Origin of the sequence: Hyalangium minutum (assembly GCF_000737315.1) — a bacterium.
GTDB lineage: Bacteria > Myxococcota > Myxococcia > Myxococcales > Myxococcaceae > Hyalangium > Hyalangium minutum.
The window spans coordinates 48,151-72,038 of record NZ_JMCB01000002.1; the positions used below are offsets into that span (position 1 = coordinate 48,151).

General features: G+C 68.1%; 19 protein-coding genes. 10 read left to right on the plus strand and 9 right to left on the minus strand.

Annotation, left to right across the window (positions count from 1 at the left end; all coding sequences use genetic code 11):
• Complete coding sequence (locus tag DB31_RS03980) at nucleotides 1–729, minus strand: hypothetical protein (RefSeq protein WP_044182530.1); 729 nt, start codon at nucleotides 727–729, stop codon at nucleotides 1–3.
• Nucleotides 730–796: 67 nt separating this feature from the next.
• Here DB31_RS03980 and DB31_RS03985 point away from each other — a divergent pair, with 67 nt between their 5' ends.
• The 3 genes from DB31_RS03985 (at nucleotide 797) to DB31_RS03995 (ending at nucleotide 5,128) form a co-directional block, all read left to right on the plus strand.
• On the plus strand, nucleotides 797–2,785 hold the full coding sequence (locus DB31_RS03985) for a hypothetical protein (RefSeq protein ID WP_044182533.1): 1,989 nt from the start codon (nucleotides 797–799) through the stop codon (nucleotides 2,783–2,785).
• Between the two features lie 76 nt (nucleotides 2,786–2,861).
• On the plus strand, nucleotides 2,862–4,382 hold the full coding sequence (locus DB31_RS03990) for a GspE/PulE family protein (RefSeq protein ID WP_240486515.1): 1,521 nt from the start codon (nucleotides 2,862–2,864) through the stop codon (nucleotides 4,380–4,382).
• A gap of 17 nt (nucleotides 4,383–4,399) precedes the next feature.
• Nucleotides 4,400–5,128: a PEGA domain-containing protein gene (locus tag DB31_RS03995; protein ID WP_240486516.1), complete on the plus strand. Its 729-nt coding sequence runs from the start codon at nucleotides 4,400–4,402 to the stop codon at nucleotides 5,126–5,128.
• A 6-nt stretch (nucleotides 5,129–5,134) separates the two neighbouring features.
• Here DB31_RS03995 and DB31_RS04000 read toward each other — a convergent pair whose 3' ends face one another.
• From DB31_RS04000 to DB31_RS04020, 6 genes are all read right to left on the minus strand, one after another.
• Nucleotides 5,135–5,980, minus strand: a complete 846-nt coding sequence (locus tag DB31_RS04000) for a tetratricopeptide repeat protein (protein WP_240486517.1) — start codon at nucleotides 5,978–5,980, stop codon at nucleotides 5,135–5,137.
• A gap of 10 nt (nucleotides 5,981–5,990) precedes the next feature.
• Nucleotides 5,991–6,641, minus strand: a complete 651-nt coding sequence (locus DB31_RS50265; protein WP_240486518.1) for a hypothetical protein — start codon at nucleotides 6,639–6,641, stop codon at nucleotides 5,991–5,993.
• Between the two features lie 136 nt (nucleotides 6,642–6,777).
• On the minus strand, nucleotides 6,778–7,362 hold the full coding sequence (locus DB31_RS48565; RefSeq protein WP_157231821.1) for a hypothetical protein: 585 nt from the start codon (nucleotides 7,360–7,362) through the stop codon (nucleotides 6,778–6,780).
• Nucleotides 7,363–7,673: 311 nt separating this feature from the next.
• Nucleotides 7,674–8,066 (minus strand): membrane protein insertion efficiency factor YidD, encoded by a 393-nt coding sequence (gene yidD, locus DB31_RS04010; RefSeq protein WP_044182540.1) that lies wholly within the window; start codon nucleotides 8,064–8,066, stop codon nucleotides 7,674–7,676.
• Nucleotides 8,067–8,071: 5 nt separating this feature from the next.
• Nucleotides 8,072–9,760, minus strand: a complete 1,689-nt coding sequence (locus DB31_RS04015) for an amidohydrolase (RefSeq protein ID WP_044182542.1) — start codon at nucleotides 9,758–9,760, stop codon at nucleotides 8,072–8,074.
• A 95-nt stretch (nucleotides 9,761–9,855) separates the two neighbouring features.
• Nucleotides 9,856–10,629 carry a rhomboid family intramembrane serine protease gene (locus DB31_RS04020; protein ID WP_044182545.1) on the minus strand — a complete coding sequence of 258 codons (774 nt, stop codon included), beginning with the start codon at nucleotides 10,627–10,629 and terminating at the stop codon, nucleotides 9,856–9,858.
• Between the two features lie 127 nt (nucleotides 10,630–10,756).
• On the opposite strand from DB31_RS04020, the gene DB31_RS04025 reads away from it, so the two are divergent.
• Nucleotides 10,757–11,662, plus strand: coding sequence for an alpha/beta fold hydrolase (locus tag DB31_RS04025; protein WP_044182548.1), 906 nt, complete (start codon nucleotides 10,757–10,759; stop codon nucleotides 11,660–11,662).
• Nucleotides 11,663–11,741: 79 nt separating this feature from the next.
• Entirely contained in the window at nucleotides 11,742–12,254 is a 513-nt protein-coding gene (locus DB31_RS04030; RefSeq protein ID WP_044182551.1) for a hypothetical protein, read from the plus strand.
• 6 nt (nucleotides 12,255–12,260) lie between these two features.
• Here DB31_RS04030 and rnz read toward each other — a convergent pair whose 3' ends face one another.
• The gene (rnz, locus tag DB31_RS04035) at nucleotides 12,261–13,184 is read right to left on the minus strand and encodes a ribonuclease Z (RefSeq protein ID WP_044183818.1); all 924 of its coding nucleotides are present in this window, start codon (nucleotides 13,182–13,184) and stop codon (nucleotides 12,261–12,263) included.
• Between the two features lie 139 nt (nucleotides 13,185–13,323).
• Between rnz and DB31_RS04040 the strand changes: the two genes are divergently transcribed.
• The 3 genes from DB31_RS04040 (at nucleotide 13,324) to DB31_RS04050 (ending at nucleotide 18,490) form a co-directional block, all read left to right on the plus strand.
• Complete coding sequence (locus tag DB31_RS04040; RefSeq protein WP_044182555.1) at nucleotides 13,324–14,013, plus strand: DUF2293 domain-containing protein; 690 nt, start codon at nucleotides 13,324–13,326, stop codon at nucleotides 14,011–14,013.
• Between the two features lie 190 nt (nucleotides 14,014–14,203).
• The gene (locus DB31_RS04045) at nucleotides 14,204–15,313 is read left to right on the plus strand and encodes an efflux RND transporter periplasmic adaptor subunit (RefSeq protein WP_044182558.1); all 1,110 of its coding nucleotides are present in this window, start codon (nucleotides 14,204–14,206) and stop codon (nucleotides 15,311–15,313) included.
• A gap of 42 nt (nucleotides 15,314–15,355) precedes the next feature.
• Complete coding sequence (locus DB31_RS04050; RefSeq protein WP_044182561.1) at nucleotides 15,356–18,490, plus strand: efflux RND transporter permease subunit; 3,135 nt, start codon at nucleotides 15,356–15,358, stop codon at nucleotides 18,488–18,490.
• A gap of 42 nt (nucleotides 18,491–18,532) precedes the next feature.
• Here the strand turns inward: DB31_RS04050 and DB31_RS04055 are convergent, their stop codons facing one another.
• On the minus strand, nucleotides 18,533–19,282 hold the full coding sequence (locus DB31_RS04055; RefSeq protein WP_044182563.1) for a hypothetical protein: 750 nt from the start codon (nucleotides 19,280–19,282) through the stop codon (nucleotides 18,533–18,535).
• Between the two features lie 42 nt (nucleotides 19,283–19,324).
• On the opposite strand from DB31_RS04055, the gene DB31_RS04060 reads away from it, so the two are divergent.
• Together DB31_RS04060 and purL are read left to right on the plus strand one after the other, a co-directional pair.
• Nucleotides 19,325–19,876: a DUF2378 family protein gene (locus DB31_RS04060; protein WP_044182566.1), complete on the plus strand. Its 552-nt coding sequence runs from the start codon at nucleotides 19,325–19,327 to the stop codon at nucleotides 19,874–19,876.
• A gap of 107 nt (nucleotides 19,877–19,983) precedes the next feature.
• Nucleotides 19,984–23,886 (plus strand): phosphoribosylformylglycinamidine synthase, encoded by a 3,903-nt coding sequence (purL, locus tag DB31_RS04065; RefSeq protein WP_044182570.1) that lies wholly within the window; start codon nucleotides 19,984–19,986, stop codon nucleotides 23,884–23,886.
• Nucleotides 23,887–23,888 lie beyond the last annotated feature (2 nt).

Consider the following 23,888-nt stretch of genomic DNA (forward strand, 5'->3'; position numbering starts at 1 on the left):
TCAGCTTTCCTTGCAGGGGTTGAGGGGAGACATGAAGGTGCGAATGGCCTCGGGGTCCACGGGGGTCCCCTTGAGATCGAGAGAGTCGAGCGGCGCTTCGGGGTCCGGATCCTCGCCCATCCAGAAGGCCATGCGCAGCTGCGTCTGGCCTGGGCACTCGAGGAAGAGGACGGAGTTCAGCCCGTGGTCCGTGCTCTTCTGATTCTGGGCGGACAGCTCACCGCGCTGGGTGACGTAGAGCACGCGCCGGCCATCGGAGAGCGGGACGATGCCTCGGCCGATGATCTCTCCCTGGCCGACATGCACGCCGTTGCGGGTGAGCACCGAGGTGTCGTCGGACTTGCCCTCGACGTACTGGCGCAGCTTCTGCTGGTCGGAGGCGGAGGACATCTTGAGGAACATGTAGACGAAGACACGCACCTCCTCCTTGGGGCCGGTGGTGGGGGCGTCCGGAGAGCGCGTGCTGAGGACGGCCATGTCCATGATGGCGGGCACGCTGAGGGACATGACGGCGAAGTAGCCATCCGGCAGCGTGTCGGCGCCCAGGGTCTTCTTCACCATGGCGGTGCGCGTGACGGGGTTGGAGAGGTCCGCTGCGTATTCCTCTCCCTTCTTGAACATGAACGAGATGGCCACCACGACGGCCACGATGGACAGCAACAGCAGAGCGCCGCAGCCGATGCCGACATACAGCCACGGTGAGCGCTTCTTGGGCGCAGCAGGTTCCATGGTGTCCTCCCCTCGGGCGACTTGATACACCGAGGAGCGCCGAAGATCCCCAATTCCTGGAGGCCTCATGCCCGCAGCCCTGCCGATTCGTCGTGTTGTCCTCTACAAGCACGGGGTGGGTTACTTCGAGCGCAAGGGCCAGGTGAACGGCTCCGAGGCCCTGCACCTGGACTTCAAGGCGCGCGAGATGAACGACGTGCTGAAGTCGATGACGGTGCTGGACCTTTCGGGTGGCACGGTATCGGCGGTGAGCTACGACTCGACGAAGCCGCTGGAGCAGCTGCTGAAGGAGGCCACCATCCGCATCCCCGAGACCGGCAGCCTGACGGCGCTGCTGGGGCAAATCAAAGGCGCACGGGTGCGGGCGCGCATCGGCGGCAAGGAGGGGGTGGAGGGCATCATCGTCGGGATGGAGTCGCTGCCGGTGGTGGAGGGCAAGGCGTCCGTGGTGCGGCCGTTCCTATCGCTGCTGGTGGACGGAGCGCTGCGCACGTTCGACGTGCTGGAGCTGGGGGCGCTGGAGTTCCTGGATGACGCTGTGCGCAAGGACCTGGAGTTCTACCTGGCGACGGTGCTGTCTTCGTACAAGAAGGACAGCAAGCGGATGTCCATCCTCACGGCGGGGGAGGGCCAGCGGGAGCTCTTCGTGAGCTACGTGGTGGAGGCGCCGGTATGGAAGACGAGCTACCGGATTCTCCTGGAGGAGAACGAGAAGCCGCTGCTGCAGGGCTGGGCGCTGGTGGACAACACGGGGGACGAGGACTGGGTGGACGTGGAGCTGGCGCTGATCGCCGGGCTGCCTGTGTCCTTCGTGCATGACTTGTACAACCCCCGGTACATGAAGCGGCCCATCGTGGAGGTGGTGACGGAGGCGGCCGCCGCGCCCGTCATCCCCGAGGAGGCGCTGGGGGAGATGGACCGGGCCTCTTTCGGAGGGCTCCAGCAGGAAAAGGAGTACGCGACGCTCGGGGCCCCGGCGATGCAGGCGCCGGCGAGGGGTGGGCGGATGAAGGGCGGAATGGGGATGCGGGAGGCGGCGGAGCGCAGCGTGGAGGTGAAGACGCTGACGAAGGAGGTGGGGGATCTGTTCGAGTACCGGGTGGGTCATCCGGTGACGGTGCACCGCAACCAGAGCGCGCTGGTGCCCATCCTGCAGCGGCCGTTCGAGGGGCGCCGGGTGCTGCTCTACAACCGGTCCACGCGCGAGAAGAACCCCATGGCGTGTATCGAGTTCACGAACACGACGGGGCTGACGCTGGAGGGCGGGCCGGTGACGGTGTTGGAGGCGGAAACGTACGTGGGCGAGGCGATGCTCGACACGATGAAGCCGGACGACAAGCGCTTCGTGCCGTACGCGGTGGAGCTGAGCTGTGTCGTGACGCCGGTGGACTCGACGGAGAACGGGCCGGTGTTCCGGGTGGTGGTGGACCGGGGAGTGATGGTGGTGGAGCACTACCTGTTCCGGAAGATGACGTACACGGTGCGGAACAAGGGGAAGCGGCCGGCCACGCTCTACCTGGAGCACCCGCGCCTGGGGGGAGGGGAGCTGAAGGACACGCCCGCGCCGGCGGAGACGACGGAGGGCTTCTGGCGCTTCAAGCTGGAGCTGGCGCCGGGGGCGAGCGTGGAGCTCCCGGTGACGGAGCGCACGCGGGGGACGGAGCAGTACCACCTGAGCTCCATCCAGAGCGAGCACGTGATGCTCTTCGTGAAGAAGCGCTACGTGGACACGAAGCTGGCGGAGGCGCTGAGGGAGATCCTCGCGCTGAAGGATCGGGTGGCGAAGCTGACGCAGGAGGAGCAGCAGCTGACGAACGAGCGGACGGAGCTCTTCAAGGACCAGGAGCGCATCCGGTCGAACATCGAGTCACTCAAGAGCGGAGCCACGCAGCGGGAGCTGGCCGAGCGCTTCGTGTCGAAGCTGAGCGAGCAGGAGAACCGGCTGGACGCTATCGGTGCCGCGCTAGAGAGACTCACCCGGGAGCGCAAGGCAGCCAACGAGGAGATCGTCCGCCGCATCCAGTCGCTGAGCTACTCAGCGGACGCGGAGGCGTAGAGCCCGGGGAACCTGGCAGCCAGTTGGAGGGGCCTGCCCAGGGTGGTAGGTTCTCCCTCATCCCATGACTGCGCTGATGAGCAAGGCTACCCGCGGGCTGTGGACCCTTGCCGGGTTGGTCCTCGCTGCGGGCATCGCTTCCTTTGTCTACCGGCACTCGCCTCCCGGCGTGGAGCCAGGGCTGCGGCTCGGCGGCTCCTACCTGCAGGTGGCCCTGTCGCCGCTGCTGTTCTTGAGCGCCGGGCTGGCGATTGCGCTGGGCGTGGGCGCGCGACTCGTCACGTCCTTTGCGCACAAGGCGCCTCCGCCCATGGCGAAGCGGCCTGCCTTGTCTCCGCTGGAGGTGGTGAACGAGGACGTGGCCATTGTCGTGCGCGAGATGCTGGTGGAGCTGGGCCGGTACCTGCGCAGCATCGTCACCCAGCCCGAGCCGGACATCATCGTCTTCATGGACTCGCTGATGGATGGGGCCATCCGCGTCGGTGCCAGTGACGTCCACATCCACCCGCTCGAGTCGGGTACGCGCATCGCCTTCCGCGTCCACGGTGTGCTGGAGGAGGTCATCACCATCCCCCGCGAGCACCACCCGCGCCTCATCAACCGCATCAAGGTGCTGGCGAAGCTCACCCTCTACAAGCTCGACAAGCCGCAGGACGGACATTTCCCGCTCTCCACCCATGAGGGCCCCGCCGACGTCCGCGTCTCGATTCTCCCCACCAACCACGGCGAGGCCGTGGCGCTGCGCATCGCTCGCACGGGCGTGAAGCTGCCGCAGCTCACGGCGCTCGGGTTCCCGCCTGTGCTGCAGGAGCGCTACCAGCGCATCCTCGGGCTGCCCCAGGGCGTCATCTTCGTCGCGGGCGCCACGGGCAGCGGTAAGACGACGTCGCTGTATGCCTCGCTGGGCTTCATCAAGGAGTCCCGCGGCGAGCTGACGCGCATCGCGACCATCGAGGACCCTGTCGAGTTCGACGTGCCCCTCTTCGCGCAGACGCAGGTCAACGCCGAGCAGGGCTTCACGTTCGCGCAGGGTCTGCGCTCGGTGCTGCGCCAGGACCCGAACGTCATCATGGTGGGCGAGATCCGCGATCCGGAGACGGCGCGCACGGCCATTCAGGCGGGCCTGAGCGGTCACTTGATCGTCACCACCATCCACGCGAACTCGGCCTCGGGCGTGTTCAACCGGCTCATCGAGATGGGCGCGGAGCCGTTCCTCCTGGCATCTGCCACGGTGGCCACCATCTCGCAGCGCCTGGTGCGCGCACTGTGCCCGCACTGCCGCACGCCGTCGCCCATCAGTCCCGAAGAGGTCATCCGCTTGGACTCGGCGGGACTGGCGGGGGGCACGTTCTACAGCCCAGTGGGCTGCCAGCGCTGCGGCGGTAGCGGGTACCTGGGCCGCACGGCCATCTACGAGATGCTGGTGGTGACACCGGCCATCCGCGATGCCATCAACGCCAAGCTGCCTTCGCCTCAGCTGCAGGAGATCGCGATGAAGGAAGGGATGGTGCCGCTGCTGGCGGCGGGGGTGGAGCGGGCGCGCGCCGGGGCGACGACGCTGCGTGAGGTGTTCCGAGTCGTCGGCGGTGGAGCCTGAGGGCGGGGAGAAGTCACGTGAGCAACGCCAAGGATCCCCAGCAGGACGAGATGATGGACGCGCTCATGGGCCGAGCCCAGGAGACCGAGCACGTCCAGTCGCGCTTCTCCAATCTTCAGGCTCCCGGTCAGTCCCCGAGCGGGCAGCCGGATCAGCCTGGAGCCAGGGGCTCGGGGACGCCGGTGTCGACGGGAACGGTGTCCGTGCACCAGCCGCTCCGGGACAAGGTGGGCACGTTCCTGCCCTCGACGGAGGGCGGGCTGTGGAAGGTGGCGGGGGCGCTGCGGCTGGGCGCGGCGGGGTTCGGGCTGATGACAGCGGTGCTGTTCGTGATGCCGGAACTGAAGGGGACGTTCCAGGCGCCGTCGTCGTTCTCGTCGCCGTCGTCGTCATCGCCGTCCGATTCGGGGAAGCAGCCGACGTACAAGACGATCGCGCCGACACTCGATACGCCGGCGGCGAACCCGGAGCAGGTCATCACCGAGCAGAGCGCGGCCTTCGATGGCGCGTCGGTCCTGATGATCGAGTCCGAGCAGAGTGGGGTTTCGGTGCGGGTGGACGGCAACGACCAGGGGAACACGCCGGTGTCGCTGACGCTGGACTGCCTGCCAGGCAAGCCCATCAAGGTGGAGGTGTCGCGCAAGGGTTACGAGCGCGCGCAGCACCTGACGTTCTGCCGCCCGGATACGATGATCAAGCTGTACGCCCGGCTGCGCAAAGTGGAGAAGGCGGGCGGAGCGAAGTAGCGCGGCTCAGCGGGAGACGGGGCTGGGAGGCCAGGACACGGGCCGGTCATTGAACCGGGCGCGGAGTCCATCGAGCGCCTGGAGTCGCACGTCGCGGTTGTACTTCTGGGCGCCGCTGACGGCTCCGAAGATGGTGCCTGTGTACCAGATCATCTCGAGCGCCCCGAGGAGCACGGCAACACCCACCTGATCGCGGCGGATGGACTCATAGAGGGCGAAGGAGAACAGGCCGTTCCATCCCAAGGCCGCGAGCCCGGTTAGTGGCTCACCGATGTAGAGGTGCCCGGCGCCCGGGACGATGGAGAGCAGCCCCGCGAGCAGGGGAGACTTGCGGGGCAGGGAGGGCCAGCTCCGAGCCGCCTGGGTCAGCGGGCCTTTCTCGGGGAGAGAGGAGACAGAGGCAAAGGCGTCCAGAGCCTCTTCTCCGCGGTCTTCCGCGAGCAGCGCCCAGCCCAGCAGATAGCGAGCACGGTCGGTGTCTGCGGGTGGCTGTGCGTCGTTCCACCGGAGGAAGGAGCGGAGGGAGAGGATCGCGGCCTGGGAGCGGCCCGAGGCGTAGCGCGCCCAACCGACCTCCAGCTGCGTCCGGGCTCGCCACTCGGGAGAGAGCTCAGCCAGGGAGAGGAAGTGGGCCTCGGCCGCATCGGGTTGCTCTCCGTGCACATAGGCGCGGCCAATGGCGAGCCGGGCCTCATCCGCCAGGGGAGAGTCCGGGTACAGATAGAGGAAGCGTTTGTACTCACCGATGGCGCGGTAGTAGTCGCCCTCGGTGTCGAGAGCGCGGGCGAAGCCCAGCTGCTGCTCCGCGTCGGGCGCTCCTGCGAGTACGAGGGCCAGAAGGGTCAAGAGCACGAATGCTCCTCTAACAATTGCTCGTGGGGGGTACCGGCTGAGGATAGAGGAGCTGCATCGGATCCCAGACGTATTTGTCGATGGGGATCCAGGTGAAGTGGCTGAGGGCGTGCTTCTCAGTGAAGCGCATGAAGCGCTCGGAGACCATGAGAACTCCCCACATGCCTCGGGGACGGAACACGTCCTCCCCGTTCCAGGTTCCTGGCTCCAAGGCGAGTCCGTCGATGGCCCCAGGACCGATGGCGCGGCACCAGGTGCACCGCATGGGCTTGTGGATCAGGATGTGGCTACGGCTCATGTCCAGCGCGGGCTGGCCGTAGGTGGGCAGCACATAGAGATACCGAGGCGGTGGTCCGGGCTTGGGGCCACGGCGTTTCCGGCGGACCCGCAGAATCTCCACCGGCTGGAAGCCACTGAGCCCCGTCAGGCCCTCGGCCTTGAAGTCTTCAGCAAAGCGCTCGGTTACCAGCAGTCCACCGCTGGGCTCCTGCATGAGGTCTCCGAAGTCCTTGCCGTAGAGCTCCAACTCACCTTGGAACGGAGGCTCCCAAGTCAGCATCCCCACGGTCTCTCCGCATTGAGGACAGCGCAGCGCAGGGCCGACATTCGCCTTGCTCGGGCTGAACTCCGTGTCGTGCTGGCCCTCAGTGAGCTTCTTCATGACGAAGAAGCGCGGTGGGGTTGAAGAAAAGTTAGCAGCCATCAGTGAAGATCGTGCGCATCTCTGGCCGACTACAGAATTACTGCAAGAAGATTTCGAACTCCGCAGGAGTCACTGTCTTGTGGAATCCAACAAACTATATGGGCGTGTTTGGTGGATTATTTAGTTCCGCTAGTCTGGATGTTTTGCGAATGCGCTCTGCTTCTTCGAAATACTTGCTGAGTTGCGTGACCTCGTCTGGGCCGAACGCCTCAGGACGGTCCATTATCCTCCGTCGAAGATCAAAGAACTCGGATTCGGCTGTTCGGTATGCTCTGTAATTTTCTTCGGCCCGGAAAGCTTTGCTGATTCCGAGTAAGAGTCCGCTGGTTAAAGTTAAGATTGTCATGAATGCTTTCGCCCAAAGATTTGCTGGATCGTATTCTTGTACCAAGGCTGCAACTAGGATCGAGGCGCTCACGCTCCAGGTGACCGAATAAACATGAAGTCTCTCGAACAAAGCCGCTTTGCTTTTCCAAAACACTAGAGTGCCCATGAACCGATCGTAGTGCTGCTGAAGGCGCTCTCGGGAAGGCTCTTTGAAATGAACTGCTTTCTCGAAGCCGGAACCACCGGGATGCAATTGTACGCGGCGAAAGAGGCTAATGAAGAGGTGAAGAAATGTACCAGCGGCGCATGCTGCCAGGACAGTCGTTGCGATTTGCCAGAGGTCCACCAACATTCAACAGCCTCTCCGAAGAAGTATTGTTAGAGAGTGTATCGAAACTGAGGATTCGAAGGGCAAGTCCACTAGGTGCGTGTCGGAGTACCGCCAAAATTCGGCTCCTACATACGATCTGTAGCGGTGCGTGTAGATCGCACCACTCATGATGTAGTGGGTCGTCGAGGTTCTCCGACAGGCTCCTAGCGGGTCTTGTTGCATAGAAAATCACTTTGGGCTTCGTTGCGCTCAAACTTGAGGGTTCCTAATTCGTGCAAGTTGGGTGTGGATTCCATCCTGCGAATGATGGGACTACTTGCAAGTAGAGCCACTCAGGGAAACCAAAACGTGCTCTCCTCGAGCGGATCCACGAAGACGATTCGCCCCGCTCGCAGCGTCACGGGGAGTTGCCGCGCCGCAGAGGACTGGGTGCCTCGCAGCAGCCGATCATAGGCCAGCCAGAGCCCCACCACGCCATGCCGGCTGACCGCCTCTCGCGCGTAGGCTGAGCAGGTGGGCCAGTGCGAGCAACGCGGACCATCGATGGGCGTCACGACGGTTCGGTAGAAGAGATAGGCCACCTGGAGGAAGTCCCCGGCGGGCGGCTCGTGCCGCACGGGAGCGGCACGAACCACTTCACGAGTGACGGGGTGGCGGGCACTCCCGAACGGCGGCGGAGAGACCGTCAGGGTCCAGGTGGTGGCTGCGGCGAGGACGAAGCGCATGGAACTCAGGGCGCAGCGTTATAGACCGCGTCTCCACCCACCACGGTCATCCGCACCTGGGCCGTGAGCAGGTCCGATGGCTGCGCGTCCACCGGATCCACCGAGAGCGCCACGAAGTCCGCATCCATCCCCGGCTTCAGCCGCCCACGCAGGTCCTCCGCGAAGGACGCATAGGCGTTGCCCACCGTGAAGCCCTCGAGCGCCTCTTCGCCGCTGAGGCGCTGGTCCGGGAGCCAGCCGCCCGGAGGTTGGCCCGCCGCGTCCTGCCGCGTGCGCGCCGCATACAGCCCCGCGAGCATGTCCGGACGCTCCACCGGGAAGTCGCTGCCCAGCGCCAGAGTCGCCCCCGCCGCCTTGAGCCGCTGCCACGCATAGGCCCCGCGAATGCGCTCGGGCCCCACGCGCGTCTCCGCCCACGGCATGTCGCTGGTGGCGTGCGTGGGCTGCACGCTCGCAATGAACCCGTTTGCCCCCAGCTTCGTGATGTCCTCCAGCCGCATCACCTGCGCGTGCTCCACGCGGTGGCGCCCCTTGCGAACGCCCTCGGGGCCCGCCACGCGCAGCAGCGTGTCGACGACGAGGGTGTTGGCCCGGTCCCCGATCGCGTGCGTGGCCACCTGGAAGCCCCGGCCGATGAACGCCCGCACCCGAGCTTCATACTCCTCGGGGCTGAGCAGAAGCAGGCCGCTCTGGCTGGGCTCATCGCTGTACGGCTTGTGGAGCGCCGCGCCCCGGCTGCCCAATGCCCCGTCCACCATCAGCTTCACCGCCCGCATCGTCAGCCGGTTGCCCTGGAACGGCCCCATCTCCAGGAACTTCTCCCAGTCGGGCCCCATCCCCGCTGCCATCGCGTAGACGCGCAGCGGGAGGCGGTTCTCGGCGTCCCAGCGCTTGAGCAGGTTGAAGGTCCGCAGGTCCATGCCCGCGTCATGCACGCCCGTCATTCCATGGCGCGCGCACACGGACAGCGCCGCCGTGAGCTGGGCCTCGAACTGCTCGTCCGTGGGTGGAGGCATGACGGCATCGATGAGGTTCATCGCGTTGTCCACGAGGATGCCGGTGGGCTCGCCATCCGGGCCTCGGACGATGCGCCCGCCCTGCGGATCCTTCGTGTCCCGGGTGATGTGCGCGCGCCGCAGGGCCTCTCCGTTGACCCAGAGGGCATGGCCGTCGATGCGTGACAAGGCAATGGGCGTGGTGGGCCAGCCCGCATCCAGCTCCGTTCGCGTAGGGAACGTCTTCTCCGGCCAGTCGTTCTGGTCCCACCCTTGTCCGATGAGCCAGTCTCCCTGGTACGCGGCGCGGGTTGCGGCCTTCAGGCGATCGATGACCTGCTGCCGCGAGTCTGCCCCCACCAACGCCACGGCGGAGAGCGCACGGCCCAGCCCCTCCAGGTGTCCATGGGCGTCGGTGAGACCCGGCACCACCGTCGCCGCCCCGAGATCCACCACGCGCGCGTCATGGCCCGCCGCGGCGTGCACCTCTTCGCGGGAGCCCACCGCCAGCACCTTGCCATCTCGCACGGCGAGGGCCTCGGCCAGCGGGCGCGCCGGATCGAGCGTCCGGATCCGATGGGCGACGTACACGGTGGTGGTGGAAGAGGGAGGAGGCTGCACCTCCGGGCCGCGCCGGGGACAGCCGGCCACGCACACCAGGAGGAGCACTGCCGCGGAGGCATATCGAACACGTTGCATCGGGACACCTGCCAGGGGGCCGCCCCGGACGCCGGGGCGAGGGCGCGGCACTCTGGCGCACCCGCGCGTGGCTGGCTACGGCGTTGGTGCCCCTGTCACGGGTGGTCCGGGTGGAGCCGGTGCCGCCACGTGGTGCGCTGCGCGGTGAAGGCGCGATTCTCGAACAGCTTGATGAGCGCTGCCCCCGCCACGAAGCCACCGATGTGCGCCCACACCGCGACACCGCCCGAGGCATCCGAACGGATGGACGAGAGCTGCGGCAGGCCGGTGATGAGCTGGAGGACGAACCAGTAGATGAGCACCACCCAGGCGGGCACGGGGATGATGCGGATGAAGATGATGATGAAGATGAGCAGGTTCACCCGCACGCGCGGGTAGAGCACCAGGTACGCCCCCAGAATGCCCGAGATGGCCCCCGAGGCCCCCACCGTGGGCACCGGCGACGCCGGTTCAATCATCACGTGCGCGCCCGCCGCGATGAGCCCACACAAGAGGTAGAAGACGAGGAAGCGAAACCGCCCCATGCTGTCCTCGATGTTGTTGCCGAAGACCCAGAAGAACAGGCAGTTGCCGAGGAGGTGGCCCCAGCCTCCGTGGAGGAACATGGAGGTGATCGGGGTGAAGAGGTTGATGGGCTCGTTGTCGATGACACAGGCGGCGGTGCGGCTCATCGGCACCGCGAGCCCCAGTGGTGCCCGGCCCGTCAGCTCGCCGGGCACCATGCCCCAGTTGCACACGCTCACGGCCAGCGCTTCGCTGTGCAGCCCCGCTCCCTGGAAGAAGAGCCACACGAAGACGATGATCCCCAGCAGCAGGTACGTCATCACCGGGGTGCGCAGGGTTGGGTTGTCGTCACTGATAGGAAACATAGCGGGGCCCCATCATGGGCACGGGGGCCCCCCGGCGTCAGGCATTCGCACCTTCCCTGTAAAGCGCATGACGTCCGGGCTCTCCGGCCGTTCCGAGCCGTCCCAGGCCGGTTAACTTCTTGGGACCATGGTTCCACTCGCGACCCTGTCCCTGTCCCTGCCGTCCCTGCGCATGAAGGCGCTCGAGGCGGGCCCTGCCCATGGGCCGCTCGTCCTGCTCCTGCACGGCTTCCCAGAGCTGTCCGAGAGTTGGCGCGAGGTGCTCCCGGTGCTCGGGGCCGCGGGCTTCCACGCCGTGGCCCCGGACCTGCGCGGCTATGGCGGCACGGATCGGCCCAAGCATGGATATGACTTGGACACGCTCGCTGCGGACATCTACCAGCTCGCCCGGCACCTGCAGCCCGGCCGGCCCGTGCATGTGGTGGGGCATGACTGGGGCGGTGCCATCGCCTACCACCTCGCCGCCCGGCACCCGGAGGTGGTGGACCGGCTCGTCGTCATCAACTGTCCCCACCCGGTGGTGATGGCCCGGCGCATCTGGAACCCAGCCCAGCTCGCGCGCTCCTGGTACATGTTCTTCTTCCAACTGCCCTGGCTGCCCGAGAAGAAGCTCTCCCAGAACCATGGCGCCGCCGTGCCGCGCTCCATCCGCCGGGCCCTGGTGGACAGTTCACGCGTTCCGCCCGAGCGCCTGCAGCCCTACGCGGACAACTTCGCCAGTCCCGAGGCCGCCCGCGCGGCGCTCGCTTACTACCGCACGGCCATTCGCAGTCTGCTGACGCCCTGGGGCCTGCGCCGCATGCGGGAGGGTTACCCGCGCATCCGCGCGCCCTTCCTGCTCATCTGGGGCGAGGAGGACGTGGCCCTCGGCCGCGAGCTCACCTACGATTTGGAGCCCTGGTTCGAGCACCCGCCGCAGGTGCGCTATCTGCCGAACGTGGGGCACTTCGTCCCATTGGAGGCCCCGGAGCAGGTGGCCTCGCTGCTGACGGAGTTCCTCGGAGTCGAGGCGCCCCGGGCGCAGGCCCATTGACAATCCATACATCGTGCCTCTTGGCTCGGACGGGGGCCCGTGCTTTGAACGAGGCTCCTCTCACCGCTGGAGCCGAACCATGACGCTGTCGAAGTCCCCGCTGGGTTCCACCGCGCTGTTGCTGGTGGCCGCTCTCGCCCTCTCCACTGGCTGTGCCGCCAATCGCCGGGAGACCTATCTCCAGGAGAAGGCTGGTACCCACGTCTACCGCCAGCCCCTCGCCGAGGTGTGGCCCAAGGCCAAGGAGCTCCTCACCGAGGAGGGCTATTCTGTCATGGAGGCCAAGGGCGGCTTCGAGATGCAGACGGACTGGACGATGCAGGGCGCTCCCTCCTCGCTGGGCACCGCCTACGCGCGCTACCTCGTGCGCGGCATCGAGAAGGGCCCGGGCCAGTCCACGGTGGAGTTCCTCAGGCAGAACCGCGTCGAGTCCCAGGGCGCCCACGACACCAACACGGGCGCTGCCTCGGCCGCTGCGGCGGACTCCAGCTCGCTCACCCGCGACTATGCGCTGGAGTGGAAGCTGCTCCAGAAGGTGGATCCGGAGACCGCCAAGGCCTGGGAGGCCGAGGCCGCTCAGAAGGTGCAGTAGCCCCGCTCAGTCCCGCAGAGGGACTTCCACGGTGAGCCCGTCGTGGGCCACCTCCACCGGCCCCTTGAACTCCTCGCGCGCCTGCACGAGCAGCTTCGAGGGGTCGGTGTCGTGCCGGCTGGACAGGTGCGTGAGGATGAGGCGCCGCACACCTGCCTCGTGCGCCACCCGCGCCGCCTCGCGCGCCGTGGAGTGCCGCGTCTCCAGCGCCCGCTCCTGCTCGTCATCGCTGAAGGTGGACTCGTGGATGAGCAGGTCCGCGTCCTTCGCCGCTCGCGTCAGCGAGGCGCACGGCCGCGTGTCGCCGGAGATGACCAGCCGCCTCCCGCTGCGCGGTGCTCCCAGCACGTCCTCGGGCCGCACCGTGGTGCCGTCCGGCAGCGTCACGCTCTCGCCCTTCTGCAGCCGGCCGAAGTCCGGGCCCGGCGGCACCCCGAGCGCCTTCGCCTTCTCCAGATGGAAGCGCCCGGGCCGGTCATCCTCCGCCAGCACGTACCCCAGCGCGTTGATGCGGTGGTCCACGCCCACCGCGTGCACCGTGTAGCCCTCGCGGCGCACGCTGTCCCCGTCCTTCAGCTCGTGAATCTCCACCGGGAAGGCCAGCTGCTCCACGCCCAGGTGCACCGCCTGGTGCAGCACGCGCTTGGCGGTGGGCGGGCCGTACAGGCGCACGGGCTGGGCGCGCCCCATCATCCCCAGCGTCCGCAGGAAGCCGATGATTCCCAGGTAGTGGTCCGCGTGGAAGTGCGTGAAGAAGACGGCGTCCACGGTGAAGCCAGTGCCGTAGCGCACCATCTGCCGCTGGCTGCCCTCGCCACAATCGAAGAGCAGCAGGTCCGCATCCGCCTTCACCGCCAGCCCGGAGAGGTTCCGGTGCAGCGTGGGCTGCGCGGCGGAGGTGCCAAGGAAGGTGAGCCTCAGAAGAGTCATGCCGGCGCTTCCCACGAAAGAGAGGTCCTCCCGCGTCAACGGCCCTTCCTCCAGGGAGCGGAGGGGACGCGAGGCCGCACGCGTGCGGGCCATTTAGCAGGCTTGGCCGGGCCCGTGGTATGGACCGCGCCCCTGTCCCATGCCTGATTCTCTCACGGTTGCCCCTACCTCGGACCCGCGCCGCGTGCGCGCCCCTGACGGAACCCTCCTCTCCCCGCCCTCCGGCTGGGCCTTGCTGCCTCCCGGAGACGCCGGGCTCACGCGGCGGGTGAAGGCCGCCGGCCCGAGCTGGACGGTGGTGGAGAAGAAGGGCCGCAAGACGTTCTCCCAGGGCATCTGGGCCCCCGAGGCCCACATCTCCGCCGCCCGCGCCGCGCTCGAGGCCGAGCGTGCCACCCCCGCCTACGCCAAGCGCCGCGCCTCGGATGCCGCCCGCCGCGAGCGCGAGCAGGCCGAGTACGAGGTGGACTTCGCCAACTCCGTGCTGCGCTTCCTCGCCTTCGCGCCCACTTTCACCGCGCACGCCAAGCGGCTGGCCGTCCTGGTGTCGGTCCACGCCACCCCCGTGGGCAGTGGCACCGTGGCGCGCACCGAGCGCATCCCCATCGAGCGCCGCGCCGAGGCCGCCGTCATCGCCTGGCTGCGCCACCAGACCACCCGCTATGACGACATGAGCATCGCCCGGGTGAAGGGCGCCCGCCGCGAGGTGCGCCGCGAGCTGGCCGAGGTGTCTCGTGCCCTGCTCGACGTGCACCGCCGGGATGCGCCTCACCCCGCCGCGAGCTGCCCCCTGTGCACCGCCATCGAGAACCCTCGCAAGCCGGAGTAGCAGCTTCAGCGGAAAGGTGTGTCTGACTGGAAACGGGTTCCTCCGTTGCGGGCGGGCGTGCGTCCAGGGGCCCGCGTGGCCGAGTGCCCTGGCCCGTGGCGAAGGGCGGTGAGATCCGGGACCCCCCACCTTGGCGATGCCCTACCTACCAGGGTACGAAGGGGCCGCACTCGCACGCTTTGAGGAAACCATGACGCCCTTCAGGACTCCGTCCGTTGCCCGCGTTCTTGCCGCTGCCGTGGCCCTGGGCTCGGCCCTCTCGCTGTCCGCATGTGGCAAGGCGGAGGCCGCGGAGCAGGCACCCGCCACGGGCGCCGCGGCGGCTGTCCCGGTGGTGAAGCTCACCGAGTCCCGCACCGCGCAGGCCACTCCGAGCGAGGAGGTGACGGGCACCCTCTATCCCTCCCAGGCGCTGCAGGTGGGCTTCGAGGTGGGCGGCCGGCTGGAGACGGTGCTGGTGAAGAAGGGGCAGGCGGTGAAGAAGGGCCAGGTGCTGGCCACGCTCAATGGGGAGATCGCCGACGCCCAGGTGGCGCAGGCCGAGGCCGCCGTGGCCGCCGCCGAGGCCGGTGCCGCCATCGCCGAGGACGTGGCCACCCGCACCTCGAAGCTTCAGGAGGCGGGCGGCGTGAGCGAGCTGCAGAACCGCACCTCCACCACCACCGCGCAGCAGGCCAAGGCGCAGGTGCTGGCCGCCAAGGCGCAGCTGTCGCAGGCCCGCGCGGCCCGCCGCCGCCACGAGCTCAAGGCTCCCTTCGCCGGTACCCTCATCGACGCGCCCGAGCAGGTGGGCGCCACGGTGGCCCCGGGCGTGCCGCTGTTCACCCTGGAGTCGCTGGAGACGCTGGTGCTCAAGACGACGGTGGCCCAGCCGGTGCGCGGCGTGCTCAAGCCGGGCAGCAAGGTCCGCGTGGAGGCCGTGGGCGCGGGCACCTCCACGGATGCCGCCGCGGTGAGCCTCATCCTCCCCTCCGCGGATCCGGCCACCCGCCGCATCCCCGTGGAGATCACCGTGCCCAACGCGGACGGCCGCTTCGTGGCCCACACGCTGGCCAAGGCCGTGCTCACCGTGGGCGAGCTGCAGGACGTGCACGTGCTCCCTGTCTCCGCGGTCTCCGCGGCCAACGGGGGGGATCATGTCTACGTGGTGTCCTCCGCGGGCGAGGTGCGCCGCGTGGACGTGCAGATCATCGAGCGCCGGGCCCGCGAGGTGGTGGTGAAGGCCGCCTCGCCGCTGTCCAAGGTGATCGACTACCCCACCGCGGGCCTCCAGGACGGGGCCCGTGTCTCCGTGAAGTAGGCCGCTGCTCTTCCGTTCCCTCGCAGCCTTCGCGAGCCTCCCATGCTCCTGAGTGATGTCTCCATCCGCCGGCCCGTCTTCACGGGCATGATGTGCCTGTGCCTCACTGTCCTAGGGTTGATGGGGTTCAACCGCCTGGGGACGGATCTCTACCCGGAGATGGCGTTCCCCTTCGTGGTGGTCAACACCGTCTACCCAGGCGCGGGGCCAGGCGAAATCGAGACTCAGGTCATCAAGCCCATCGAGGACGCGGTGGCCGGCATCAGCGGCGTGGAGACCATCCACTCCTGGAGCCGCGAGAACTTGGGCACGGTGGCGGTGCAGTTCTCGCTGAACGTGGAGCTGGACGCCTCGGTGCAGGAGGTGCGCGACAAAGTGGCCAACGTGGCCAACGAGCTACCCCTGGACGCGGAGGCGCCCGTGGTCAGCGCCGTGGACATCGGGGCCATCCCGATCCTCACGTACACCGTGTCCGCCGAGCTGCCCTCCCAGGAGCTGCGCAAGCTCGTCGAAGATCGCATCAAGCCGGCGCTGGCTCAGTTGGAGGGTGCCGCCGAGGTGCGCATCACCGGCGGTGACGTGCGGGAGATCCAGGTGGACATCGACCTGGAGAAGGCCAAGGCCCTGGGCGTGACGCCCATCGAGATTGCCCAGCGCATTGGCATGGAGAACCTGAACTTGCCGGCGGGCCGGCTGCAGCTGGCAGCCACCGAGCTGACGGTGCGCGCGCTCGGGCAGTTCCGCAACGTGGAGGAGCTGCGCGCCCTGCCCGTGGCCAAGAGCCGCAACGGCGCGCAGGTGCGCCTGGACGAGGTGGCCACGGTGACCGACGGGGTGGCCGAGCGCCGCACCACGGCGCGCCTCAACAGCCGTGACGCCATCATCGTCGAGCTGGTGAAGCAGCCGGGCGCCAACACGGTGAAGGTGAGCGACCAGGTGAAGAAGAAGCTGGAGGAAATCTCTCCCTTCATCGGCCATGGCTTCAAGGCCACGCTGCTCATCGACCAGTCGGGGCTCATCCGCGAGAACGCCAAGGAGGTGTGGATCGCCCTCGTCTTCGGTGGCGCCATGGCGGTGCTCATCATCCTGTGCTTCCTGCTGGACCTGCGCGGCACCCTCATCTCGTCGCTGGCGCTGCCCACCTCCGTGGTGGGCACCTTCTTCGTGATGTACCTGCTGGGCTACACGCTCAACCAGATGACGCTGCTGGCGCTGTCGCTGGCCATCGGCCTGCTCATCGACGACGCGGTGGTGGTGCGCGAGGCCATCACCCACCGGCTGGAGAAGGGCGAGGAGCCGATGTCCGCCGCCTCGAACGGCACCAAGGACGTGGGCCTGGCGGTGCTGGCGACCACCTTCTCGCTCATCGCGGTGTTCGTCCCCGTGGGCTTCATGCCGGGCCTGGTGGGCCAGTTCTTCAAGCAGTTCGGCCTCACCATCTCCGTAGCGGTGCTCGTCTCCCTGTTCATCTCCTTCACGCTGGACCCGGCGCTGTCGGCCCGGTTCGCCAAGGCGCGCAAGCCCGGCGAGGTGCACCGTCACGGCGCGGTGGCGTCCGCCATCCGCAACGTGCTGGATGGCTCCGAGCGCCTCTACGCGCGCATCCTGGGCTGGGTGCTGTCCAACAAGTGGAAGACGATAGGCATCACCCTGCTGGTGGTGGTGGGCTCGTTCGCCGCTGCCAGCCGCCTGGGCATGGAGAACCTGCCGGCGGAGGACCGCTCGCAGTTCCTCGTGGACCTGCAGCTGCCGGACTCGGCCAGCCTGGCGGAGACGGAGGCGCGCACCGCCCAGGCCGAGGCGCTCATCCAGCGCGTCTCCGACGTGAACGACCTCTACAGCATCGTCGGTCTCAACGGCGACGTGTACAAGGCGCGCATCCGCGTGCTCACCCAGCCCAAGGCGGCGCGCAAGCGGAGCCTCCAGGACATCAAGGAGGAGGTGCGCGGGCTGCTGACGTCCGGGCTCATCGCCACGCAGGTGAACATGTCGGATCCGCCCATGATCGAGGGGCTCGGAGACTGGTACCCCATCATGCTGCGCGTCACCGGCCCGGATCTGGCCGTGGTGAACGCGGAGGCCCAGCGCGTGGCGCAGACCCTGCGGGAGATTCCGGGCACCTCGGACATCCGCGTGGAGGCCAACCCCTCCAAGCCCGAGCTGCAGATCCAGATTGACCGGGCGCGCTCCTCGGACGCGGACCTGAGCGCCGCGAACCTGGCCACGCAGCTCCGGCTGGCCATTGGCGGAGAAGTGGCGGCCAAGCTGCGCGAGGGCACGGACGAGACGGACATCCGCGTGCGGTTGGAGGAGCAGGACCGGGCCACGCCCGAGAAGGTGCGGCAAATCGAGGTGTACACCCCGCGCGGCCCGCGGCCGGTGACGGACGTGGCAGAGGTGAGCCTGAAGGACGGGCCGAGCGTCATCGAGCATGAGAACCGCCAGCGGACGATCGCCGTCATCTCTCAGGTGGCCCCGGGCGCGGCGCTGGGAGACATCGCCACGAAGCTCCGGGCGGCCATGGCGGCCAAGCCTCTGTCGGCGGGCTACACCCTCATCTACGACGGCCAGATCAAGAGCCTGGACGAGCAGACTGCGGCCTTCGGCTCGGCCCTGGGGCTCTCGTTCATCTTCATCTTCATGGTGCTGGCCAGCCAGTTCGAGTCCCTCAAGCACCCCTTCACCATCATGGTGGCGCTGCCGCTGGCGCTGGTGGGCGCGCTGCTGGCGCTGGTGGTGACGGGCAACCACATGTCCATGGGCGCGACCATTGGCATCATCCTGCTGATGGGCCTGGTGACGAAGAACGCCATCCTCCTGGTGGACGCGGCACTGCAGAACCTGCGCGCCGGGGACAGCGTGGACGAGGCGCTGCTGAAGGCGGGCCCGCGGCGCCTGCGGCCCATCCTCATGACGAGCGCGGCCATGGTCATCGCCATGGTGCCCACGGCGGTGGGCACGGGCCTGGGCTCGGAGTTCCGCTCGGCCATGGCCATCGCGGTCATCGGTGGCGTCATCACCTCCACCTTCCTCACGCTGCTGGTGGTGCCGGTGGTGTTCGCGGGCCTGGAGCGCGTGGGCTTCCGCCGCAAGCCACGCAGCGGGTCCGGGGGAGGGGTGACACAGGCCGCGCAGGTGACGCACGTCTCGCCCCAGTCGGACGACAAGGCCGCCTGAGCCGGCCGGTCCGCCTCGGGCGCTGTGAGACGCCGCTCTGCCTCAGCCCGGGTAGAGCGGCGTCATCTTGTCGAGGATGGAGTTGAACAGGCGCTGGCCCTCCGGCGTGTCCGGGCACAGCCCGCCCCAGACGAGCGTGGTGCGATCGGCCATCGGCCGGAAGTACATCTTCCCGCGCATCCGCACGGGCTCGTAGCTCTCGCGCTGCTCGGAGAGGAAGCTCTCCTCGGGCACTCCGAAGACGGCGTAGTAGGTGAGGTCCGGCGTCACCGCGTCCTTCAGCCGGTGCAGGCCGCTGGGGATGATGCAGGCCACCTCGGCGGTGTGCCAGGGGCCCTCCTTGCCGCTGGTGGCCTCCTCCACGCGGAAGCACATCCGCGAGGGCGGGCAGCCCAGGTTGCCCGCGGTGAGGAAGTTGTAGTCCAGCCACGGCACCTCGAGCATCTCGTCCAGGTTGGGGCGCCCATCCCGGCGGAACCCCCACGGGCTCCCGTCCGGCTTGTACGCGCGCACCCCGTAGGCGCCGTAGAAGACGTTGTACCAGGGGCTTGCGGGGTCAAAGTAGCTGGAGCAGCCCCGGCCGTCGGTGAAGTCTCCGATGGAGAAGACCACTATCAAGTCAAACAGCCGCCGCAAGTCCTCGGCCATGAAGGGCTCATGGCCCACCGCGCCAATGGAACCTGTCAGGTGGGGAACAGGCGTGAGCACTCCTGAGTCGGCCAGGAAGTTCTTCTGGCCCGGCAGCGGCGTGGCGCGCAAGGCCATGGCGGCCAGCTCTCTTTGAAGACCCATGAGACCCTCCAGGAAGCGAGCGGACGAGGGTAAACTACTCGCATGCAGGAGAAGCTGGTCTTCGATCAGACCCTCGAAGGTCTGTTCGTCCGAGGACTGGACGGCCGGGTGACCCCAACACTCAAGCTGCACTTGAGGGAGGTGGGAGTGGACCTCGACCGCAAGCTTCTGCCTGCCTACCCCTTCGAGACGTGGTGCTCCTGTGTGCGTGTAGCTGCGCAAACGCTGTATGCGGAGACGCCCCAGGAAGAGGCCTACCGCGAGCTGGGGGAGCGGATGGTGGACGGCTACCGGGGGACGATGATGGGGCGGGCGCTGTTCAGCGTGCTCCAGCTGCTGGGCCCCCGGCGGGTGCTGAGCCGGGTGCAGCAGAGCTTCCGCTCGGGAAACAACTACACGGAGGTTCGCACCGAGGACTTGGGCCCGACTCACCTGCGGCTGTGGGTGAACGAGGCCGGGCCCACCCGCTATTTGATGCAGGGCGCCATCCTGGCGGGCATGCGAGGGTGTGGCGTCCAGGAAGCCCAGGTGCGGGTGCGCGGCTTCACCGCCGAGGACGTCACCTTCGAGGTGGAGTGGCGGGAGAAGGGCTGAGCCTGGCCCCTCGTGCAGCAGGCGACGTGGCGTGAACTCTTCAGGGGCCGTTGAGAGGGCGCGGTGATAAGGACCTTCTGACTGTTCTCTGGAGTCAGGCCTATCCCATGTCCAGGATGATGTCCGTGCGGGGTTACCCCGCCCTCTCCCAGTTCCGCAGGGACAAGCTGCTCGCCCTGTGCCGCGAGCACGTGCCCGAGGCGGCCTCCGTCTACGCGGAGTACATGCACTTCATCGACACCTCGTCCGAGATGTCCGAGGACGAGAAGTCCGTGCTGTACCGCCTGCTCGAGTATGGCCCGCGCATTCCGCAGGGCGTGTGGACAGGCAGCCGGCTCATCGTCATTCCGCGGCCCGGGACGATGACGCCCTGGTCCTCGAAGGCGACGGACATCGCGCGGAGCTGTGGCCTGGAGCGGGTGAAGCGCATCGAGCGAGGGCTGTGTTTCTTCGTCCATGACAGCGAGGAAGGCCCGCTGACGCGCGAGCAGATGGAGCGCCTGAAGCACGTGCTGTACGACCGGATGACGCAGACGGTGATCTGGCGGATGGAGGATGCCGCGCAGCTCTTCGCTGATCACCCGCAGCGGCCGCTCTCCACGGTGGACGTGCTGGGAGGAGGCCGGCCCGCGCTGGTGGCGGCCAACCAGGAGCTGGGGCTGGCGCTGGCGGACGACGAGGTGGACTACCTGGTGGCGCGCTTCGGCGAGCTGAAGCGGAACCCCACGGACGTCGAGCTGATGATGTTCGCGCAGGCGAACAGCGAGCACTGCCGGCACAAGATCTTCAACGCGAGCTGGACCATCGATGGCAAGCCGCAGGAGCGCTCGCTGTTCCAGGCCATCAAGAACACGTACGCGGCGCACAGCGAAGGCGTGCTGTCGGCGTACAAGGACAACGCGGCGGTGATCCAGGGTGTGGAGGCGGAGCGCTTCTTCCCGGATCCGGAGACGGGCGAGTGGCGTTCACGGCGTGAGCCCACGCACGTGCTGATGAAGGTGGAGACGCACAACCACCCGACGGCCATCTCTCCGTATCCGGGGGCGGCGACGGGAGCGGGCGGGGAGATCCGCGACGAGGGCGCCACGGGGCGGGGCGCGAAGCCGAAGGCGGGGCTCACGGGCTTCTCGGTGTCGCACCTGCGCATTCCGGGCTACGAGCGGCCCTGGGAGAAGGCCTACGGCAAGCCGGTGCGGATTGTCTCCGCGCTGGACATCATGCTGGAGGGGCCGATTGGCGGGGCGGCGTACAACAACGAGTTCGGTCGGCCGAACTTGTGCGGCTACTTCCGCAGCTTCGAGGCGCAGGTGTCCACGCCGGAGGGTATGGAGGTGCGCGGGTACCACAAGCCCATCATGATTGCGGGCGGCCTGGGCAACATCCGGCCGCAGCACGTGCAGAAGGGGAAGCTGCGGGCGGGGGACAAGATCGTCGTGCTCGGCGGGCCGGCGATGCTGATTGGCCTGGGCGGAGGGGCGGCCTCGTCCATGGCGCAGGGCTCGAGCGCGGCGGACCTGGACTTCGCCTCGGTGCAGCGGGACAACGCGGAGATGGAGCGGCGGTGCCAGGAGGTGATCGACCGCTGCTGGGCGCTGGGGGAGCTGAACCCCATCCGGTCCATCCACGACGTGGGGGCAGGCGGTCTGTCGAACGCGGTGCCCGAGCTGGTGCACGACAACGCGCTGGGCGGGCACTTCGAGCTGCGGGCAATTCCGAACGCGGAGCCGGGGATGTCCCCGGTGGAGATTTGGTGCAACGAGGCGCAGGAGCGCTACGTGCTGGCGGTGGCGCCGGAGGACCTGGAGCGCTTCGCGGCGCTGTGTGAGCGGGAGCGCGCGCCGTACGCGGTGCTGGGAGAGGCCACGGCGGAGCAGGCGCTGAAGCTGGGGGACTGGCACTTCGGCAATACGCCGATCAACCTGCCGATGGACGTGCTGTTCGGCAAGCCGCCGAAGATGCACCGGGACGTGAAGTCTCGGCCGCTGACGCACGTGCCGGTGAGGCTGGACGGAGCGGAGCTGGGGGACATGGTAGCGCGGGTGCTGGAGCACCCGACGGTGGCGGACAAGTCGTTCCTCGTCACGATTGGGGATCGGACGGTGTCGGGGCAGACGGCGCGGGATCAGATGGTGGGCCCGTGGCAGGTGCCGGTGGCGGACTGCGCGGTGACGGCGACGACCATCACCAGCCACACGGGCGAGGCCATGGCAATGGGAGAGCGGACGCCGCTGGCGCTCATCAGCGCGGCGGCCTCGGCGCGGATGGCGGTGGGCGAGGCGGTGACGAACATCGCGGCGGCGCGCATCGAGAAGCTGTCGGACGTGAAGCTGTCGGCGAACTGGATGGCGGCGGCGGGGAGCCCGGGCGAGGACGCGAACCTCTACGCTGCGGTGCACGCGGTGGGGATGGAGCTGTGTCCGTCGCTGGGGCTGACCATTCCGGTAGGCAAGGACTCGATGTCCATGCGCACGGCGTGGGAGGAGAAGGGTGGACGCAAGGCGGTGGTGGCGCCGGTGTCGCTCATCGTCTCGGCGTTCGCGCCGGTGGTGGACGTGCGGCAGTCGTTGACGCCGCAGCTGCGCGAGCCGGCTGGAGACACGCGGCTGCTCTTCATCGACTTGGCGAAGGGGCGGCAGCGGCTGGGTGGCTCGGTGCTGGCGCAGGTCTACGAGCAGGTGGGGGCGGAGTGCCCGGACGTGGAGGATCCGGCGCTGCTGCGAGGGTTCTTCGCGGCGCTGCAGGAGCTGAACGCGGCGGGGCGGGTGCTGGCGTACCACGACCGCTCGGATGGAGGTCTGCTGGCGACGCTGGCGGAGATGGCGTTCGCGGGCCACTGCGGGCTGGACGTGGACGTGGCGGCGCTCGGAGGGGAGGCTCCTGCGGCTCTCTTCAACGAGGAACTGGGAGCGGTGCTGCAGGTGCGCGCGGCGGACGTGGGGAGCGTGCGCGAGGTGCTGGTGCGGCACGGGGCGCTGGTGCACGAGCTGGGGCGGCCTCGGGCGGAGCTGGAGGTGCGGCTGCGGCAGGGCGGGAAGACGCTGCTCGAGGTGCCGACGATGGCGCTGCGGCATTACTGGTCGCGCGTCAGCTACGAGATGCAGAAGCTGCGGGACAACCCGCGCTGCGCGGAGGAGGAGTACGCGGCGAAGTGCGACCCGGACGATCCGGGCCTGTCGCCGAAGCTCACGTTCGATCCGAAGGAGGACGTCGCGGCGCCGTACATTGCCAAGGGGGCGAAGCCTCGGGTGGCAGTGCTGCGTGAGCAGGGTGTGAACAGCCAGATGGAGATGGCGGCGGCGTTCACGCGTGCGGGCTTTGCGGCGGTGGACGTGCACATGAGCGACGTGCTGGCCGGGCGCGTGTCGCTGAAGGACTTCAAGGGCGTGCTGGCGTGCGGAGGGTTCTCCTTCGGCGACGTGCTGGGAGCCGGTGGAGGGTGGGCGAAGTCCATCCTCTTCAACCCCAGGGCGCGGGACGAGTTCTCGGCGTTCTTCGCGCGGCCGGACAGCTTCGGGCTGGGCATCTGCAACGGTTGCCAGATGATGGCGCAGCTGAAGGAGATCATCCCGGGAGCGGATCACTTCCCGCGCTTCGTGAGGAACGCGTCAGAGCAATTCGAAGCGCGGCTGTCCCTGGTGGAGGTAGCGGAGAGCCCCTCGCTGTTCTTCAAGGGGATGGCAGGGAGCCGGATGCTGATCGCCGTGTCGCACGGTGAGGGGTTCGCGGAGTTCCCCAACCGGGAGGAGGCGGCACGGGTGAACGGGCTCGGCCTGGTGACGGCGCGCTTCGTGGACAACCACGGTCAGGTGACGGAGAAGTACCCGGCGAACCCGAACGGCTCACCGTTTGGCCTGTGCGGACTGACGACGGTGGACGGGCGTTTCACGCTGATGATGCCGCATCCGGAGCGGGTGCACCGGACGGTGCAGCACTCGTGGCATCCGGACAGCTGGGGCGAGGACGGCCCGTGGATGCGCCTGTTCCGCAACGCCCGGGCGTGGCTGGGCTAAAG

Excerpts from the sequence above, each read along its gene's own strand:
- DB31_RS03980 (WP_044182530.1), bottom strand. The coding sequence starts at position 729 with ATGGAACCTGCTGCGCCCAAGAAGCGCTCACCGTGGCTGTATGTCGGC.
- DB31_RS03985 (WP_044182533.1), top strand. The coding sequence starts at position 797 with ATGCCCGCAGCCCTGCCGATTCGTCGTGTTGTCCTCTACAAGCACGGG.
- DB31_RS03990 (WP_240486515.1), top strand. The coding sequence starts at position 2,862 with ATGAGCAAGGCTACCCGCGGGCTGTGGACCCTTGCCGGGTTGGTCCTC.
- DB31_RS50265 (WP_240486518.1), bottom strand. The coding sequence starts at position 6,641 with ATGAAGAAGCTCACTGAGGGCCAGCACGACACGGAGTTCAGCCCGAGC.
- DB31_RS48565 (WP_157231821.1), bottom strand. The coding sequence starts at position 7,362 with ATGTTGGTGGACCTCTGGCAAATCGCAACGACTGTCCTGGCAGCATGC.
- yidD (WP_044182540.1), bottom strand. The coding sequence starts at position 8,066 with ATGCGCTTCGTCCTCGCCGCAGCCACCACCTGGACCCTGACGGTCTCT.
- DB31_RS04015 (WP_044182542.1), bottom strand. The coding sequence starts at position 9,760 with ATGCAACGTGTTCGATATGCCTCCGCGGCAGTGCTCCTCCTGGTGTGC.
- DB31_RS04020 (WP_044182545.1), bottom strand. The coding sequence starts at position 10,629 with ATGTTTCCTATCAGTGACGACAACCCAACCCTGCGCACCCCGGTGATG.
- DB31_RS04025 (WP_044182548.1), top strand. The coding sequence starts at position 10,757 with ATGGTTCCACTCGCGACCCTGTCCCTGTCCCTGCCGTCCCTGCGCATG.
- DB31_RS04030 (WP_044182551.1), top strand. The coding sequence starts at position 11,742 with ATGACGCTGTCGAAGTCCCCGCTGGGTTCCACCGCGCTGTTGCTGGTG.
- rnz (WP_044183818.1), bottom strand. The coding sequence starts at position 13,184 with ATGACTCTTCTGAGGCTCACCTTCCTTGGCACCTCCGCCGCGCAGCCC.
- DB31_RS04040 (WP_044182555.1), top strand. The coding sequence starts at position 13,324 with ATGCCTGATTCTCTCACGGTTGCCCCTACCTCGGACCCGCGCCGCGTG.
- DB31_RS04045 (WP_044182558.1), top strand. The coding sequence starts at position 14,204 with ATGACGCCCTTCAGGACTCCGTCCGTTGCCCGCGTTCTTGCCGCTGCC.
- DB31_RS04050 (WP_044182561.1), top strand. The coding sequence starts at position 15,356 with ATGCTCCTGAGTGATGTCTCCATCCGCCGGCCCGTCTTCACGGGCATG.
- DB31_RS04055 (WP_044182563.1), bottom strand. The coding sequence starts at position 19,282 with ATGGGTCTTCAAAGAGAGCTGGCCGCCATGGCCTTGCGCGCCACGCCG.
- DB31_RS04060 (WP_044182566.1), top strand. The coding sequence starts at position 19,325 with ATGCAGGAGAAGCTGGTCTTCGATCAGACCCTCGAAGGTCTGTTCGTC.
- purL (WP_044182570.1), top strand. The coding sequence starts at position 19,984 with ATGTCCAGGATGATGTCCGTGCGGGGTTACCCCGCCCTCTCCCAGTTC.